Here is an 18,123-nt window from a genome sequence, read left to right on the forward strand (position 1 = left end):
CTCTATCGACCTACCCGAGAGTCAAGCGAAACGGGCCGTTTCTCCTCTTCTATTTGGTCTTTCACCGGGTGGGGTTTACCAAGCTATCCCTGTCGCCAGGGATACTGGTGAGCTCTTACCTCACCTTTTCACCCTTACCTCCGGAAAACCGGGGGCGGTTTGCTTTCTGTGGCACTTTCCTTGGGGTCGCCCCCACTGGGTGTTACCCAGCACCCTGCCCTGTGGAGCCCGGACTTTCCTCGGATATGAAACCATACCCGCGATCACCTGGCCTGCTTTACCGTCATCTCAATAGAATCCTCTGCTTCCGGAATATAGCACAGCGATGCTTCCAGGTCAAAAGATGCGGGATTTGATTTTTCGATTGGGGGTCCGGTCCGATCAGGCAAACGTATCTAGCTGATCACTCCATCTTTTTTCAGGCGATCAAGCACTTCATTGGCCAGTCTGTCAGCTTCGAGATTTTTCGATCTTGGCACATTCTCATAGGAGATATCAGCAAACGGTTGTGTTTTTCTTCTTACTGTTTCGGCAAGCTCGGCGAGGTGAGGTTTCTTGATCTTGTATTCTCCCATTATCTGTCTTACGACCAGTTCTGAATCAAGGCGGAATATGATTGTATCCGCTTCAAGGTCCGACGCGAGATCGATTCCCAGGATCAGGGCCCTGTACTCGGCTTCATTGTTTGTCGCTTTCCCGATGAATTCCGATGATGATCCGATAAGTTCTCCCGAAAGTGAATAGGCGACTGCTGCCGCTGAAGCCGGCCCTGGATTTCCCCTCGACGCACCATCTGTATTTATGATGATCGTTCTCGATCCGCCTGAGGCACGATCGGTTCCGGTTCCCGACTGATTTTCAGCATGGGAAAAGCGTCCGGGAAGAAGATCCGCCAGGTCCTTTATCGCAGTCCTGGCTTCTTCTATCGACGAATACCCTGCTTCCGCGGAGGATGACTCGATAGACTTCCCCGAAGAAATCAGGCTCAACAGTTTCCTTATCTTCTCCATTCCTGACCGATCATGAATAGCGTATCTATTCTGTTTCGTAATAGACGAGGATTCTTCCGCAGTATTCACAGGTTATAATTGAATCGTTTCTCCTGATCTCATGGGCTTTCTGCGGAGGCATCCTGGAATAGCACCCCTGACAGATATCACCGGCCAGATTAGCTACCCCCGAATCACCTTTCGCGTTCAGTATCCTGTTATAAAGGTTTCTTATCTTCTCTGAAAGAAGCGGTAATATCCTGAGTTTTTCCTCTCTCACGCCGGCAAGGGAATTATTCTCTCTGCCCATCTCATCTTCCAACCGGGTCTTCTCCGCGATAAGGGTATCCTTTTCAGCCATTATCTTTGCCTGGATCTTTTCCAATTCCTTTTTTTCTTCCACTATCCTGTCAAAAACGATAAGGATCCTTTCCTCTTCCTTATCGACCATATTTATCAGGTAATCGATCTCTTTCCCCATCGCCTTGTATTCTTTATTAGTCTTGAGATTCTCACGGTCCAGTTTCTTCTTTGTGATATCGCTATTCTGGAGTTTTACTTTCGACTCCAGATCCTTTTTCTCCGATTCGAGCGCCGCGACCGTCTCAAGTTCTTTTTGCAGGTTTTCATCCATACCTCTGATGCTTTTTTCTATTTCGGCTATCTTGCCAGGCGTACTGGCAAGGAACCTTTCCTTTTTCTGGATCTCCAAATCATGTTTAATGATCTTGATAAGCAGCTGAATATCCTCTTCCGCTGTCACCATAGACTGGCACCTTCCTTTAAAACGAAAAATGCTTCCCTTAGGGAAGCATTAATCATAAATCCTCATTTAGAGAAGATTTCCTGTTAAAATCATTGTCTGTTACAGGTCTCCGTTTCACAGTAACTGGCATCCGTTCTTTTAATCCGCTAAGAAGCAAAGTAAGAGAAGATGCTATTACAGACCGCGGCAATGAGTCAAGCGTTTTTTAACCGGTCCCCCTGCCTTTGATCATTCCTCGCCTTCCACTGTATCCATTTCCTGACCGAGAAGATCAATGTTATATCCGAATTCGGTCAAGGCCCATGATTCCCCCCCGTCAACAGTCTTAAGAACGATCGAGAATTTGTAATAACTGTCATTAATGATCTCTTCGTGCCCTCTTCCGACGACCCAACCTGTCTGCCTGTCGAGAAAATATACTCCTCTAAGATCTACTATCCTGTCGTCGGCAGGTGTGATATCTATCCATGACGATCCACCGTTGGTCGTCTTTAGGATCGCTCTTCCTCCAACGGCAAACCCGTAGTCGTAATCAAGGAAATTGAACTCCCTGACGGTAGCTTCATCAAGCTGTATTTCCCATGTCCCTCCGCCATCGAGTGTCTTCATCACCGTACCACCCCCGGCAAACCCGATATCATCATCGATGAATTCTATTTCCATTATCGATTTCAGGACCGATACTTCAGAACCTTGTACAGCGGCCCAGGTTATACCTCCGTCACCCGTCCGGTAGAGCAATTCGGGATCAGAATCGCTCCAGCGGCTTCCAAGAAGGTAGCCCTCCATATCGTCGATCATACACATGTTCCAGGCGCCCCTTGACGGCACGACAGGCAGCCAGTGGTTTTCCCAGTCGTCCCCTCCCGTATTAGATACGAAAACGCCATGATATCCCTGTATAAAACCGTCCTGCTCATTGCGAAAGACGATCTGGAACAGGTCCTCATCATCCGGATTACAAGGGAAAAGCCTTCGATTCCACGTAGCACCGCCATCATCGCTCTTGTAGATCCTGCCTCCCTTGCCGACGACCCATCCCGTTTGAAGATCGATGAATGAGATAGAAGTTATATCAGTATCATCAATCCGGACACCCTGCCAATTTCCTCCTCCATCCACCGTCCTTATCATTGTCCCGTTCTGGCCGCAGACCCATCCATGGTCTTGATCAATAAAAAATATGTCATTCGCGTTCAGCAGAATACTTGGTATCTCCACAGGCGGCTGGGGAGAAAGAGCTGTATCCCTTGAACAGGAATGTATTTCGAAATATATAAAGAGAATGATCATCAGGGCCATCAATACCGATCTTCGCAATTGCATAATTACTCCCGTTGTTGCAAAGTAAGTCATTGTTTTTTATAACGATAGATAATCCAAAACGATCCTTCCCGATATAACTTCCAGTATGACAAAAAGTTGCGTTTTCGCCTCCTGCAGTATTGATACCATTCCGGTAATAACCGGGAACAACGTGATAATACAGGCAATCTTCAGGCCCGATCGCGCATTTTTCACTTCAAGACGACCTGGATCAGAATAACCGTCTGTCCGGGTACTCGACCCTTCTCCTTGCGAGCGCACCTTTCTTTCATACCTGCTTCATAATAAAAAAGACCCGCCGGACAATATCCGGCAGGTCTTTGTATATCTGGTGGGCCCAACAGGATTTGAACCTGTGACCGACCGGTTATGAGCCGGGAGCTCTACCGCTGAGCTATGGGCCCTGATCATACCATTCTAAAAACGGCCGGAGTGTAACTTAACATCGTTTGAAAGACAGTTCAAACATTTTTTTTAAATATCTATATACCCCTTCAGTTTTCTGCTTCTGCTCGGATGCATCAACTTACGAAGGGCTTTTGCTTCGATCTGCCTTACCCTCTCCCTTGTCACCTTGAAGATCGTTCCGACTTCCTCAAGCGTCCGGGGGGTCCCGTCTCCCAGCCCGAACCTCAACCTTACCACCTTTTCCTCACGAGCAGTCAGAGTAGCCAGAACGCGTGAGACCTGGTCCTTGAGCATTGAATGAGCTGCCGTCTGATCCGGTGATGAAGCTCCGGTATCCTCGATAAAATCGCTCAGGTTGCTGTCATCATCCTCGCCGATCGGTCGGTCGAGCGATATAGGCTCCATGCTCGCTTTCATCACGCTCTTGACCTTTCCAACAGGATAATCAAGGTGGCTTGCCACTTCTTCGGGCGTCGGTTCGCGGCCAAGTTCCTGAATAAGCTTCCTCTGCGTCCGGGATACCTTGTTGATCGCCTCAATCATATGCACCGGCACTCTGATCGTCCTCGCCTGGTCGGCGATAGCTCGCGTTATAGCCTGCCTGATCCACCATGTCGCGTACGTACTGAATTTGTAACCCTTGCGGTAATCGAATTTATCGACCGCCCTCATTAGACCGCTGTTGCCTTCCTGTATCAGGTCAAGGAATTCCAATCCCCTGTTTGTGTATCTCTTGGCAATCGAGATCACCAGCCGGACGTTAGCCTCTATCATCTCCTGCTTGGCTCTCTCGGCCTTTCTCTCCCCGTGCGTTATATCCTTGATGATCTTCGATAACGAACTATAGTTGATGCAGTAAGTGTTTTCGATTTTTTCCACGGTCTTCTCGAGTTCCTTCAACCTTGAGGAAAAATCATTGAGATTTTTAGCAGACCACTTGATCTTCTTCTTGAGTTCCTGCTTCTTCTTACTCCTGCTTTTAAGTATCTCGATAGATTCCCTTACTTCGTCGCTCGTCATCCCAATGAACTTCTCGTACTCTTCTATCTCTTTTTTGCATTTTCCAAGCTGATTGTGGACTTCCTTGATATTGTCTACTATCTTCTCGATCTGGATCGGATGGAGTTTGACTCTTGCATATTCCACTTTGAGTTTTTTATTCTTTTCCTCGAGTTCTTTTGTCAGTTCATCCGCTTTTTTCTTGCTTATTCGTTTTTTCAGTGTGTTTCTGATTATGCTCGTCTCATCCCTCAGCTTGATTATTTTCTTCATTATCTTCGAGTATTTTTTCTGCTCTTTTGCCCCTGAAAAATGCGGATGCAGGCCTCCGGTCTCGAGTATTACCACATCCTCGAGCCTCAATTCCCCGTTATCAAGCTTCTCGACATATTCCCTCAACTGATCTGTAGTGGATTCCAGGTTAAAGACTGACCAGGATACCTTGTGTTTCCCCGACTCTATCCTCTTGGCGATATTCACCTCTCCCTCTCTGTCAAGAAGAGGCACCTTTCCCATTTCGCGCAGATACATCCTTACAGGATCGTCATACCTGACAGCAGTACTCATCATATCTTCGGATTTTTTCGCTTCACGGACCGCCCTGCGGTGTTGCGCGTCGATTTTCATCAATGCTTTCTCATCGGTATCAAAGAACTCTATATTTTCGTCACTCAGACGTATATACAGTTCATCGAGGTGCCCCGGATCGAAATCATCACCAATGACGGTCGCTATATCCCCGTAGAGAACGTAACCTTTTTCTTCGCTGAGTTTTCTGATCTCCCCGAGAACATCATCGATCTTATTGTTCTTCATCCGATTCATTTTCCCCCTTGAGACCTAGTTTCTTATATTCTCTCGTTATTTTTCTATATGCTTCCGCTATTTCCGTCTTTTCCATTGAATCAAGACTTTTCTCCGGTTCCTGAAGTTGAAGAATCCTTTGTTTCATCTCGTTCATCTCACCGCGAAGAGCTGCCTTTTTGATCCAGATAAGCGTATCCTCAAAAACCTCATCCAGGGGACCGGGAGAAAGATCGAGCAAAGCGATCTCACTTGCCAGTCTTGACAGTTCCGGATCCTTGATAGCTCCGGTAAAGTCATGACTTTTAATATCAATGTTATTTTTCAGCGCCAAGTCAAGTTCTTTGTAATATTTCCTGAAAAGCTCTCCCTCAAAATCGTCTTCCAGCAGATTTTCCAGGATACCTCTTGAATACGACTTGCTCTCAAGCCCTATCCTGAACAATTCTTTCTGGATCTTCTCTCTTTTCGTGGAAGCAGGAAGACGCAATTGATTCTCCCTGCTAAACTTACCAGGCCTCTGTTTTACCGCTTTTCTCAATGTATCGGCCGGAATACTGAAAAGGTCTGATACTTCCTGGAGCATCAGATCCCTGTCTACCGGTTCCCTTACCCTTGAAACCGCCTCAAGAATATGCTTGACGATCTTGCCCTTCCTGTATGAAGCGCGTGGTCCCTTTTCAGCTTCCAGCTTCATATAGCCAAAATAATCCGGAGCAGACTGCATCATCTTTGTAAGCGCATCTGCCCCGTTTTTCCTGACATAACTGTCGGGATCCTCGGATTCCGGCAGTGTTACTATCCTTATATCCAATCCGTCCACAAGCAACTGGTCGGCTGCCCTTACGGAAGCCATCCTGCCAGCCCTGTCTCCATCATTGATAATATATACACGTTTTGCGTAACGTGCAAGGAGCCTTACCTGCTGTTCTGTCAAAGAAGTGCCACAAACTGCAGAAATATTGTGGATTCCGTTCTTCCATAACATTAAATAATCAGCATAACCCTCTACCAATACAAGCGATTTACGCTTTCTGACATCATCGATCGCATAGTTAAGGCCATAGAGGATCCTGCCTTTGGAATATATCGGCGACTCGGTCGAATTGAGGTATTTTGGTTCCGAGTTGTCAAGAACCCTACCTGCCAGGCCCACAGTCCTGTTTGAGATCGTAGAGATCGGAAATATTACTCTATTTCTGAAATAATCTCTATACCCGCTTCCACCTCTGCTTCGCATAACAAGTTTGAGTTCAAGCAGTAGATCCCTTGATATACCTTTTTCCGAAGCTGCCCTGTAGAACCTGTCCCATGAAGGAGGCGCGAACCCGAGTTTGAAAAATTCGGCCAGATCATTGTCAAAACCGCGCTTATCGAGATATTCACGGGCCTGGGCAGCCTCCCTGCTGCTCAGCAGTTCCTCCCTGTAAAAATCCCTCGCAAACTCCATGGCACGGTAATAAGGGTCGAGTTTTTCCCTGTCTTCTCCCGAGGAAATATATTTATCTACCTCTATTCCGAGTCCGGCGGCCAGTTTTCTAGCAGCTTCAACAAAACTGACCCCTTCGTACTCCATAAGAAAGTTGAATGCGTTCCCACCTTTTCCACACCCGAAACAGTGATATATCTGTTTCCCGGGGCTGATCATGAAACTTGGAGTCTTCTCCGAATGAAAAGGGCATAACGCCTTATAATTACTCCCCGCTCTCTTCATATCGAGAACGGAACCTATCACCTCGACGATATCGGTCTGTTCCCTGATCTCATCTATTATTTTTTCGGGGATCAACTTGCACCTTGCTGTTAAAGGGCGTCGACTACCTGATCCTTACTACGGCGACGCCGTCGCCTCCCAGAGCCGGTTCTCCAGGCCCTACCTCTTTTACGCGAGGATCTGACCTCAGCATATCATATACCGCTTTTTTCAGTATTCCCCTGCCTATTCCATGAATGATCCTGACTGTATCAAGACCCTGAAGCACCGCCCGGTCGAGAAAGGCATCGACTTCTTCAAGCGCTTCGACCCTTTCCATTCCTCTGATCATAAGTTCGGTCGAGACCGGATCGAAAGGATCGATTCTCCAGGAAACAGATCTTTTCGCCGGCTGAACTTCCTTCTTTTCAGCTTCAGACAGGTCTTCTACCCTGGTTTCTACCCTCAAGCCGCCTTCGAGTTCCACGATTACCCTTGACTGGTCCCTGCATTCAAGAATTTTACCCTCTCTGGCAAGGGTCTCGACCATGACGACCATACCAGGTTCGAGTCGATCGGACCTGAGACCTTTTTTTCGTTCATCTTTTTTGACCTTTTTTTCGAATTCGATGCTTCTCTTCCTGATTATATCTTTTGAACGCAAGATCACATTCCGTTCAGCCTGCGTTATCCTTATTTCACGAACAAGCTTTTCCATCTCGGCCCTTGTCGAGCTGACGATATCAAGAGCTTCCTTCCTCGCTGAACGTTCCATCTCGTCGCGTTCCTTCTCGAAGGAATCAATATGATCCCTATAGCTTGATATCAGGAGGGTTATCTCCTCTTCCTTGCGCAGAAGCTCTTCTCTTTCCATGATGAGGAGCCGCTCTGTTTTCTCCAGGTGTCCCAGAAGTTCCTCGAGTCTCAATGAACTGCCTTCGAGCCTGTTTTTCGCGTCTTCCACTATCCTGGATGGCAATCCCATCCTCCCGGCCATCTCGATTCCCCAACTTCTTCCAGGGATACCCATTCGCATCCTGAAAAGAGGTCGCAGCCTCTCATGATCGAATTCGAGAGTAGCATTTTCCGCCGAATCTTTTTCGTGAGCCCACCCCTTCAAGGCGCTCAGGTGGGTGGTGACGATCGTCCTTCCGCAAAGAACTGACAGTTCTTCCAGAAGGGCGCAGGCTATCGATGCTCCCTCCTCCGGATCAGTACCATCTCCGATCTCATCGATAAGGACGAGAGATTCGCGGTCCGCAAGAGCCAGGATACTTTTCATCCTCGCTATCCTCGAAGAAAATGTGCTCAGCGATCTTTCAATCGACTGATCATCTCCGATATCGACGAAAATGCGTTTGTGATCGGGGAGTATCGGGTCTTTATCGCATGGAACGGGCAATCCATATCTATCCAGCATAGTTATCAGGCCCACGGTCTTCAGCGCGACCGTCTTGCCTCCGGCGTTCGGACCTGAAATAACAAGGACATCAAGTCCGGGAGGACATTCAATATCAAGTCCGGTTATCTTCCCCGCGCCGTCAGACGAAAGTTTCTTTTCAAGGAGAGGATGTCTCGCCTTTCTTAGAAACAGCCTTCCGTCAGTGCTATGGATCGGAGATACGCATCTGTAATCGATCGAAAAAAGAGCCTTTGAACATATACCATCGAGATCGAGAAGCGCTTCCTGGTTCTCAATGAGGTCATCCCTCGCTTCAAAGACCTCTGATGTCAGTCTCGACAGGATCCGAGAGATCTCTCTCTTTTCCTCCTCGATCAGAGACTCGAGATGATTGTTACTTTCGACGAATTCTATCGGTTCGATGTACAGAGAAGCTCCACTCCCGCTCGTCTGGTGCACTATCCCTTTTACCTGCGAAGCGTCGCCCCGAGGCATTGAAACGAGGTACCTGTCCCCCCTGACCGTAACGAATTCATACCCTTTTCCGCTTCCCCGTTGCGCGGCGAAATCGGAGAATTCCTTCCTCAACCTGGATCTTTGCGATCCGATCTGTTTTCTTACCCGGCCAAGTTCGCGGCTCGCCTGATCAAGGATCTCTCCGTTATCGTCGATCGCGCGGGATATTTCATTCACTATCAGGGGATAAGTCCTGAATCTGTCGAGCAGCGATGAGATCAATGGCAGATCACCGGCTTTCGCCCTTATCGACTTTTCTATCTCTACAGCTTTTCGTTCAGCTGAAGCGATCGCAACGAGGTCCTCCGAAGCGGCAATGCTGCCTGGCGATCTTATCTTCTTCAGACTCTTCCCGCTGTCCTTCCAGCCTGAGAGGGAGAGATTGCCCCCGTTTTGCCATAACCTTACCAGTTCATCGATCTCTTTCTGGCTTTTTTCGATCTGGTCAATCGAAAAAAGCATTCCTCCGGAAAAAAGTCTTTCATCGGTCCTCTCTGAGTTGCTGTGCGCGGCTATAATCGATAGAATGGAATCGAATTCGAGTTTCAACGCGGAATGACGAAATTCTTCGTCCAAAGCTGAAGAAATATCTTCCACAGTCAATTACTCCCGATCTTTTACTGTCTGTTAGATATCCGTTTTGCGCGGGTCAATCATTACCTGTCTTTTTCTCTTTTTCCAGCGCGTCTTTATATTTTTCAGCATTCCTGATCGCTTTCTCGATCCCGTCGAGCTTTTCGATCTGCGCGACGCTGTTGAATTCGAGTCCGGAACGCGAGACTACAAGATCAAACAGGACGGGAAGAACAGGATAGATAGCTCCGGTAACCGGATCTTCCCTGATCTGGTCCTTAAAATCCCAATCGACCGGAATACTCAATATGATGACCAGCACGAGGCTTATAAGAAGTATTCCTTTGACCGCGCCAAAGACTCCTCCCATCAACCTGTCAAAAGATCCGAGGATAGTCATCTTAAACAGTTTCTGCAGGCTTATTCCGATAAAATAAAAAAGGATGATTATCCCGACGAAGATGACGATAGCCGATACGATCAGTGCTATCCTGTATGAAAGATCGACCCTGTTTTCCATGAAAACGGCAAGAAAATGCGCGAGATAGAAGGAACCGATAAATGCCGCGATAAGACCCAGCACCTCAAGGACCTGTCTTATCAATCCCCGCTTCAATCCTATAATGAAAAATATCAACAGGACTATGCCGATTACTATACGTATGATATCCAAATCGCACCTCAATCAGACTTAAGAATATTTATGGCGATCTCCCTGACTGTATTACCGTCTATACGCCCCTTGAACTTCTTCATCATCATCCCCATTATTCTTCCAAGGTCACCAGGACCTGAAGCGCCTGTCTCCTCGATCATCGACTTTATCTCAGAACGTATCTCATCTTCATCGAGTTGCGCTGGAAGATATTCCATCACCAGATCGTATTCTTTTCTCGCCACGGGGAGAAGCTCATCTCTTCCGGCCTTTTCAAATTCGGAGATCGATTCCCTGCATTTCCTCGCGTAACTTCCTATTACCGCGATCTCCTCTTCTTCGCTGAGTTCTTCCCTCTTCTCAAGCTCGGAATTCTTTAAAGAACTGATAAGCATCCTCAGCGCACTGATTTTTTCCTTATCCCTCGACTTCATCGCCTCGGTCAGGTCTTTTCTTATTTTCTCCCTGATAATATTCGCGCTCATACGATCCCCTTTTGCCCAGGACAATTCAATACCAACCGCTGAGTATAATCGCATCAATGCTAAAATGTCAATCTCGACCTGTATTGAAATTCATCTACTCGACACGAGCAGTTCATAAGCGAGGCATATCGCCGCCGTCTCGGTCCTTAACCTCGAAGAGCCCAGAGAAATGCCCGATGCTCCCGACGAGACAAGAAGAGCCCGTTCATCGTCTGAGAATCCGCCTTCAGGGCCGATTATGCCAAGGACGCCTTTCTCCCTGCTATTATGAGCGGGTGAAGGTTTTTCGTTCCCTTCGCTGTCAGCGAGGAAGATTTCTGAATAATCCGGCATTATCCGGATCAATTCATCTAAACGCTTGGTATTTTCTATCACTGGGAAATATGGCTGGCCTGACTGTTTGCAGGCAGAAACAGCTTTTCTCAGCAATCTTTCCCTTTTCCTGTCCTCACCCCCGCCCCTGTCTTTCCACACAGTCCTTTCGCAGACCACCGGAATGATCCTTCTCACTCCGAGCTCAGCCATCTTTTCCACCGCAAGGTCCATCCTGCCCGTCTTGATGAGAGATATCGCTATATCAACATTCCCGTCTCTTGCGACTTTCCTGGTCGAAGTGATGCCAAGAAGTACCGCGGAATCCTCGATCGACAAGATTGAAGCCTCTATTACGCTTCCCTGGCCGTCAAGAAGAAGCACAATGTCTCCTTTGGCAGCCCTTATGACCCTGGATAGATGATGAGCTTCGGAACCTGTCAGGGTGATATTCCCCGTCCGGGCAGTATCACCGGGTATGATGAAATATCTTGTAACTGACATCAGTTCACTTTCCTCCGTTTAAAAACGGCCTCTTCACCGTACCATGACTGTATGGGATGATTTCAAAATTCCAGGTCAAAGGCAATATCTATTTCGAATATATCTTGCGCCCGCAACCTGGCGGTTTGTCGGAAACCGTCTCTTCAAGGGTCTTATAAAGTTCTATCTCTTCCTTGCTCAGCTTCTGCGGAGTCCATGCGACAAGCCTGACGAGCTGGTCTCCCCTTCCGTGGCCATGCAATCTGGGAATCCCCTTGTCTTTCAATCTGAATATCTTGTGCGAATGCGTTCCGCGGGGGATCTTGAGCGCGGCCTTTCCATCGAGAGTCCTGATCTCGATCTTGTCTCCGAGCACAAGCTGCGTGAAACTTACCGGCATATCGCAAAGGATATCAAATCCGTGTCTTTCGAAGATGTCATCTTCTACTTCCTCGATGACAATTATAAGATCACCTGCCGGGCCTCCCCTCGGTCCCACATCTCCCTGCCCGGACAGGGTAATATAATTGCCAGTCGAGACACCGGCCGGGATCTTGACTTCGACACTTTTACTTCCCGCTACGCGGCCATCGCCACCGCATTTCTTGCATGGCGATGAAATAATACGGCCTTCCCCGTTGCAGGAGGGACAGACCGAGACGTTGACAAATTGCCCGAAAAGGGATCTCGATACCTGCCTGATCTCCCCCGCGCCCCCACAGGCGGGACAAGTCGTCTTGTCCGAATCTTTTTCCGCGCCGCTTCCTCCACACGAAGCGCATGATATCTTCTTGTTTACTTTGATCTTCTTCGTCGTATCTGTCGAGATCTCCTTGAGGGTCATGCGGAGTTTGATCTGAAGATTGTTGCCCCTGAGATATGTCCTGCCGTTGCTTCGTCTCTGCCTCGAACCTCCGCCAAAGAGGTCTTCAAAACCCCCAAAACCTCCTCCTCCCCCGAAATCACGCATAAAGGCTCTGAGAGCATCGCTGAGATCGAATCCTCCGGAGAAACCTCCAAATCCCTGTCCTCCGGCCGCGGATGAGCCTACTCCTGCATGACCGAATTGATCATACTTCGCCCTCTGTCCTTCGTCTCTCAGGACTTCGTAAGCTTCAGTAGCTTCCTTGAACTTTTCTTCGGCAGCCTTGTCTCCGGGATTCTTATCAGGATGATATTTAAGAGCCAGTTTCCGGTATGATTTTTTTATCTCGTCTAACGAAGCATCCCGGCCTACGCCGAGGACTTCATAGTAATCCCTTTTTTCCATGCCCCCTGAATTCTACTTTCTATACGACAGAAGAGAAAAGTAATGATTTATGGTCAATCATCCATAACATATTCTTCCGAGGTCGATGAATGATACATCAGTTCGGCTATCTTGTAAACAGCAGCCGAAAGCTTCTGCGACGATTTTCTGATCTCATCGGTATCGGCGTCCTTCTCTTTGAGTAATTCCCTGAGTTCTCCAAGAGAGAGTTCGATATTTTCTTTATCATCCTGAGGTATCCTGTCGCCATGCTCTTTCAACGTCTGTTCCGTTGAATAGATCAGTATCTGCGCTTCATTGATCGTTCTGACAGAATCCTTTTTCTCAGCGTCGGAAATAGCATGTTCTTCGGCCGACTTCACCATATTGTCGATCTCGTCCTGCGAGAGTCCGCTGGATACCTTGACTTCGATCTTCTGCTCTTTCCCCGTACCAAGATCCTTCGCGGAGACATGTACGATCCCGTTGGCGTCTATATCGAAAGTCACTTCTATCTGCGCGACTCCTCTCGGTGCCGGAGGGATCCCGACAAGATCGAACCTTGCCAGCGTCCTGTTATCCTTCGCCATCTCACGCTCTCCCTGAAGGACATGTATGCTCACCGCGGGTTGATTGTCCGAAGCGGTCGAGAATATCTGGCTCTGTTTGCAAGGAAGCGTCGTGTTGCGTTCTATCAACGTCGTCATCAGTCCGCCCAGCGTCTCGATTCCAAGACTCAGTGGAGTCACGTCGAGGAGGATTATCTCTTCGACCTCTCCCGAAAGCACTCCTCCCTGGATCGCCGCGCCCATAGCTACCACTTCATCGGGATTGACGCCCTTATACGGATCTTTTCTAAAGAAATCCCTGACCAGTTTTCTGACAGCCGGAATCCTTGTCGATCCTCCGACCAGTATCACTTCATCGATATCATCGACCCTCAGGGCGGCATCCTCAAGTGCCTGCCTGCATGGAGCTATCGTCTTCTGGATGAACGGGTGGATCAGTTTTTCCATTTCGGCGCGCGTCATCACCAGATCGAGATGTTTCGGTCCGTCATTATCGGCATGTATGAACGGAAGGTTGATACTCGTCTCGTGGACGGTACTCAATTCGCATTTTGCCTTTTCAGCCGCTTCCCTTACTCTCTGAACAGCCATTTTGTCATCGGAGATATCAATCCCTTCGCTCTTCTTGAAATTGTCGATGATCCATTCCATGATCACCCTGTCAAGATCATCTCCACCGAGCTTGGTGTCACCGCTCGTTGATTTTACCTGGTAGACGCCACTGCTAAGCTCAAGGATCGATACATCGAATGTACCGCCACCGAGATCGTAAACGACTACCTTTCCCGCCTTCTCTCCGTCGAGGCCGTAGGCCATCGCCGCGGCAGTCGGTTCGTTCACTATTCTCAGGACTTCTATGCCGGCGATCTTTCCAGCGTCTTTCGTGGCCTGGCGCTGCGCGTCGTTAAAATAGGCCGGAACGGTAATAACAGCCTGCGTGATCTCTTCACCGATATATTCCTCCGCGTATTTCTTTATCGACCTGAGGATCATCGATGAGATCTCCTGCGTCCTGTAGCTTTTATCCTTCAACTCAACAAGGATCTCGTCTTTCTTGCCTTCCTTTATCTTGTACGTGACCTTGCTTATCTCTTCGCCGACCTCTGAATATCGGGCGCCTATGAACCGTTTTATGCTGTAGACGGTATTCTCGGAATTGGTTATGGCCTGCCTTTTCGCGAGCTCACCGACCAGTCTTTCATTATTCTTCGCCAGAGCAATGATTGAAGGAGTAGTCCTTCCTCCCTCAGCGTTGGGAATGATGACAGGTTCGTTTCCTTCTATGATAGCGACACATGAATTGGTAGTACCAAGATCGATCCCTATTACTTTACCCATGATCTTTTTCCCTCTTGCAGAATTTAATTATTTTCCAGCCCTTTTTCCGCTGGTTCATCCTTGCTCGTTTCCTTGACTACGATTACCCTGGCCGGCCTGAGGAGCAGATCATTGATCATATAACCCTTCTGCACTACATGAAGGACATGCCCTTCTTCCAGTTGATCACTTTCCGCGTTTCCCATAGCTTCGTGATACTGAGGGTCAAAGAGTCTTCCTTCCGCCTCTATCTCGCTGAGACCAGCCCGTTTCAAAATATCCATAAGTTGCGTATGGATCATCCGGATACCGCTGTAAAAATGATCACCGGCACCGTCAGATGCAGCGAAAGCCCTGTCAAAATCGTCCAGGACACCTAGAATATCGCCCAAAAGCACTGCATTCGCCTTTTTTAAATGCAATTCCCATTCCCGTCTGGTCCTCTTCTTGTAATTTTCAAACTCGGCGGCAAGCCGCAATATTTTATTTTCTTTTATTTCAAGAAGTTGTTCAGTCTGCGCAAGTTGTTTTTCCATCTTCAGCAGCATCTCGTTCTTTTTATCGAGGAGTTCGGCTAACCTCTTACTCCCCACTTTTTTAGTCCGTTTCTGCTTTTTTTCGGCCGCTTCTGACACGGGATCCTCTTCTTTTGCAAGTTTTTTTGCCATATCCCCAATGATCTCGATATCATCGCCATCGATCATCGGTTCAGCCGTACGATCCGGTTCCACGCGTTTTTCATCGATTTCCCTGTTTTCCGCAGACAATGCTTTAACCTTTCATTACAGTTGAACTTCAGATGATCCAGACCGTCGATGATCGAGCCTCAACTCCTGCCCCATCATCTCCAGCAGGGACAGCACCAGTCGGTAGCTCATTCTCGTCGGTCCAAGGACTCCAAAAACACCATCGCAATCAGCCGTATTAAAACGCTTTGTAATAACTGAAAAACCCTCAAGTTCCTCCAGAAGATTTTCCCTTCCTATCGTTATCATTACGTCGTTATCCATTCTGTCTTTCATGAAACTGAGCATCAGTCTTCTCGCTCCCATTACCTTGAGCAGGTTCTGCATCGTTCTGGGATCATCAAGTTCGTCTATACCGGAAAGATTACCGAATCCGTCGAAATGATACTGCAGTTGAAAAGGTCTGTCGAACAGATAGTCAGCCTCGGAAGCTACGATCATGGCGATCTCGCGTTCGATCCCGTCGATCTCCTTCATGAATATCTCCATGCGCCTGTGAGCTTCCTCGAGAGGATAACCGGCGATCCGTTCGTTGATCAGATGCGCGGCGCGGTCGATTATGTGAGGCCTGTACCTGTCGGGGAATTCTATAAAGACTTTTCTTTCCTCCCCTGATTTCATAAACAGTATAACGAGCGCGTGCCTTCCCTCAAGGGGGATTATCCTCAGTTTTCCGATATCTCCGTATGAATGAAGGATGCTCATCATAAGACCCATACAGTTCGTCATCTTTCCCAATACTCTTGACGTGCTGTACATGATCTCACGAAGATCATCCCAGTCCCTGTCTATTCTGTTCCTGACTTCTTCGATCACCTTCCTGCCTAACGGCCTCGTGTCGGTCAGATCATCGACATACCTTCTGTATCCCCTGTCGCTCGGTATCCTCCCGGCCGAGATATGAGGCTTGAACAGGTATCCCTTTTCTTCGAGATTATGGAGCACCTTGCGGATATTCGCTGTACTCGAGGTCAATCTGTACTTTTTTTTGAGGGTCTTCGAACTTACAGGCCTTCCGGTCTCTATATAGAGATCGGTAACATATTTTAAAAGAATTGTCTCTATATCAGTTACATCGTTCTTTAAGCTCATCTCTGGCACTCTCCATATCCGACTGCTACAGCTTCGGATAAATGTAGATATTCAAAGACCGGTTGTCAAGAGCGAGAAATCACAAGGTGTGCAAAATAAATGCCCGGACAGGAAAAAAAAGAGATTATTGTCAGGATCCCGGACGATACTATCGGATCAGATCGCCGATCCTGCTGAACCGGAGCCAATGAGTGTCATAATCAACTGAAAAATATATAAAAAGGGCTTTTCCGCGTAGAAGCCTCTTGTCAAGCGGCCCCCAGAAACGCGAATCATAACTGTTATCCCTGTTATCGCCCATCACAAAGATACTCCCGGTGGGGACTTTGAGAGGTCCATAATCGCGCCTTTGTCCTTCGCCGCGGATATGCTTGGTATAATCCTCCTCCAGCAACTTCCCATCGACATAGACCTGCTTGTCTCTTACTTCGACAACCTGTCCTTCGAGAGCTATGCATCTTTTTATATAATCCGTCTTCTCATCTCCGGGAAATTTGAATATTACGATATCTCCCTGTCTCGGTTCCCTGATAGCGGGAAAACGAAGATCGACGAATGGCACTTTCGCTCCGTAGATGAATTTTGTCGCGAAGAGGAAATCCCCCTTCAGCAGGGTATCCTCCATCGATTCGGATGGAATATGATAACTCTGTATGACAAGGGCTCTGACTATCAGAGCGAGGACGACGGCAGTGATGATTATCTCGGAATATTCCCTGAGCTTCGATTTGAGGGTCATCTGTTTTTTCGCTACACCAGTCTTCTCATCTGCCATTCTTTCCTCCAACGCGATCTGTTCTCGTCTTTATATTACAGGATATTGAAAATCCATCTGCCGACCGATCCGGCCTGAATCCCGAAAGATCTTCTATTATGCTTCATTACCAGTCAAAAATCAATAACAAGCGAGATGCCGGGGCTGTCGCCGAGGGGCGAACTCTCGATCCGGAAATTCATATCATGAAGGTGTGAATCGATATATGCGTCCAGGACGATCACCAGTAGACACCCCGCGGACCACCATATATAGTCGACCTGCCGCTCGCGGTACTCGACCACCCAGGCATTATGTTCGCGCCACGGATAATTAAGCAGCAGAACAGGATTTTCGCCTCCCGATTCGATATACTTGGGATATCTGTCGCGCAGTTCCAGCTCTCTCTTTTCCAACCTGTAGTTATGGAGTATCCTGCTGAGATAGAAAACCTCGAATCCCATCGCCAGAACTGCTTTGACCGGTTTTTCATTGTACATCTGCCCGAGTCCGGGAAAAAGGAGCGCGCTCAGCATCGCGACTCTCGCGTTTTTTTCCCTGTGCCATCTTGTTCCTTCTATCCGGGGCTCTCCCGTTTCACGGTCGAGCATCTCCTTGAGAAGGTCCATCGATCTGGTTTCCTCCTGAGCGGCCACACCAAGCGAATCTTTCAGGCTCCTCTGGAGGATTTCAGCCTGACGGGAAAGATCGAAAGCACCTGCCGGCGTCGGGATGATAATGCCGGACAATGAGATCGACAGAACAAGAGAGGCATATACAATCCATCTGTCCGGGAATAGAAATCTCCTGTCCAACACCCTTATCACGACCTCTTTCCCTTTCAGGCCGGCAGCTACTTTCAACAATAAAGCAAATAGTGGATTGGCAGGTCCATGAACTGGCGGGAATGTGTGGGAATCGAACCCACCCCGGATGGTTTTAGCACCCGGCTGAAGGATTTGAAGTCCTCGGGGCCCACCAGAAC

At 48.1% G+C, this 18,123-nt stretch carries 15 protein-coding genes, 1 tRNA gene and 1 other RNA gene; all 17 read right to left on the reverse strand.

What is annotated here, in order from left to right; all coding sequences use genetic code 11:
• Positions 1-279, reverse strand: an RNA gene (gene rnpB, locus JW814_08830) — RNase P RNA component class A; the annotation flags it as partial.
• A 116-nt stretch (positions 280-395) separates the two neighbouring features.
• Entirely contained in the window at positions 396-1,010 is a 615-nt protein-coding gene (locus tag JW814_08835; protein MBN2071546.1) for a ribonuclease HI family protein, read from the reverse strand.
• 25 nt (positions 1,011-1,035) lie between these two features.
• Positions 1,036-1,755: a hypothetical protein gene (locus tag JW814_08840; protein MBN2071547.1), complete on the reverse strand. Its 720-nt coding sequence runs from the start codon at positions 1,753-1,755 to the stop codon at positions 1,036-1,038.
• 228 nt (positions 1,756-1,983) lie between these two features.
• Positions 1,984-3,081 (reverse strand): hypothetical protein, encoded by a 1,098-nt coding sequence (locus JW814_08845; protein ID MBN2071548.1) that lies wholly within the window; start codon positions 3,079-3,081, stop codon positions 1,984-1,986.
• 329 nt (positions 3,082-3,410) lie between these two features.
• Positions 3,411-3,485: transfer RNA gene (locus tag JW814_08850), tRNA-Ile, on the reverse strand.
• Positions 3,486-3,555: 70 nt separating this feature from the next.
• Entirely contained in the window at positions 3,556-5,304 is a 1,749-nt protein-coding gene (gene rpoD / locus JW814_08855) for an RNA polymerase sigma factor RpoD (protein ID MBN2071549.1), read from the reverse strand.
• Positions 5,291-7,081: a DNA primase gene (locus tag JW814_08860; GenBank protein MBN2071550.1), complete on the reverse strand. Its 1,791-nt coding sequence runs from the start codon at positions 7,079-7,081 to the stop codon at positions 5,291-5,293. The genes rpoD and JW814_08860 overlap by 14 nt, the downstream gene beginning before the upstream one ends.
• 28 nt (positions 7,082-7,109) lie before the next feature.
• Positions 7,110-9,500 carry a Smr/MutS family protein gene (locus JW814_08865; protein ID MBN2071551.1) on the reverse strand — a complete coding sequence of 797 codons (2,391 nt, stop codon included), beginning with the start codon at positions 9,498-9,500 and terminating at the stop codon, positions 7,110-7,112.
• A 52-nt stretch (positions 9,501-9,552) separates the two neighbouring features.
• Positions 9,553-10,149, reverse strand: coding sequence for a CvpA family protein (locus tag JW814_08870; GenBank protein MBN2071552.1), 597 nt, complete (start codon positions 10,147-10,149; stop codon positions 9,553-9,555).
• A gap of 8 nt (positions 10,150-10,157) precedes the next feature.
• On the reverse strand, positions 10,158-10,616 hold the full coding sequence (locus JW814_08875) for a GatB/YqeY domain-containing protein (GenBank protein MBN2071553.1): 459 nt from the start codon (positions 10,614-10,616) through the stop codon (positions 10,158-10,160).
• 90 nt (positions 10,617-10,706) lie between these two features.
• Complete coding sequence (locus JW814_08880; GenBank protein MBN2071554.1) at positions 10,707-11,432, reverse strand: 16S rRNA (uracil(1498)-N(3))-methyltransferase; 726 nt, start codon at positions 11,430-11,432, stop codon at positions 10,707-10,709.
• 88 nt (positions 11,433-11,520) lie between these two features.
• The gene (dnaJ, locus tag JW814_08885; GenBank protein ID MBN2071555.1) at positions 11,521-12,681 is read right to left on the reverse strand and encodes a molecular chaperone DnaJ; all 1,161 of its coding nucleotides are present in this window, start codon (positions 12,679-12,681) and stop codon (positions 11,521-11,523) included.
• A 53-nt stretch (positions 12,682-12,734) separates the two neighbouring features.
• Positions 12,735-14,567: a molecular chaperone DnaK gene (dnaK, locus tag JW814_08890; GenBank protein ID MBN2071556.1), complete on the reverse strand. Its 1,833-nt coding sequence runs from the start codon at positions 14,565-14,567 to the stop codon at positions 12,735-12,737.
• 23 nt (positions 14,568-14,590) lie between these two features.
• Positions 14,591-15,313 (reverse strand): nucleotide exchange factor GrpE, encoded by a 723-nt coding sequence (locus JW814_08895; GenBank protein MBN2071557.1) that lies wholly within the window; start codon positions 15,311-15,313, stop codon positions 14,591-14,593.
• 15 nt (positions 15,314-15,328) lie between these two features.
• Entirely contained in the window at positions 15,329-16,384 is a 1,056-nt protein-coding gene (hrcA, locus tag JW814_08900; protein ID MBN2071558.1) for a heat-inducible transcription repressor HrcA, read from the reverse strand.
• Positions 16,385-16,532: 148 nt separating this feature from the next.
• Positions 16,533-17,123 carry a signal peptidase I gene (gene lepB, locus JW814_08905; GenBank protein MBN2071559.1) on the reverse strand — a complete coding sequence of 197 codons (591 nt, stop codon included), beginning with the start codon at positions 17,121-17,123 and terminating at the stop codon, positions 16,533-16,535.
• Between the two features lie 149 nt (positions 17,124-17,272).
• Positions 17,273-18,123, reverse strand: an 851-nt coding sequence (locus tag JW814_08910; protein ID MBN2071560.1) for a hypothetical protein, incomplete at its 5' end; no start/stop codon positions are given.

The sequence above is a fragment of the Candidatus Krumholzibacteriota bacterium genome (assembly GCA_016932415.1).
Classification (GTDB): Bacteria; Krumholzibacteriota; Krumholzibacteriia; order Krumholzibacteriales; family Krumholzibacteriaceae; genus Krumholzibacterium.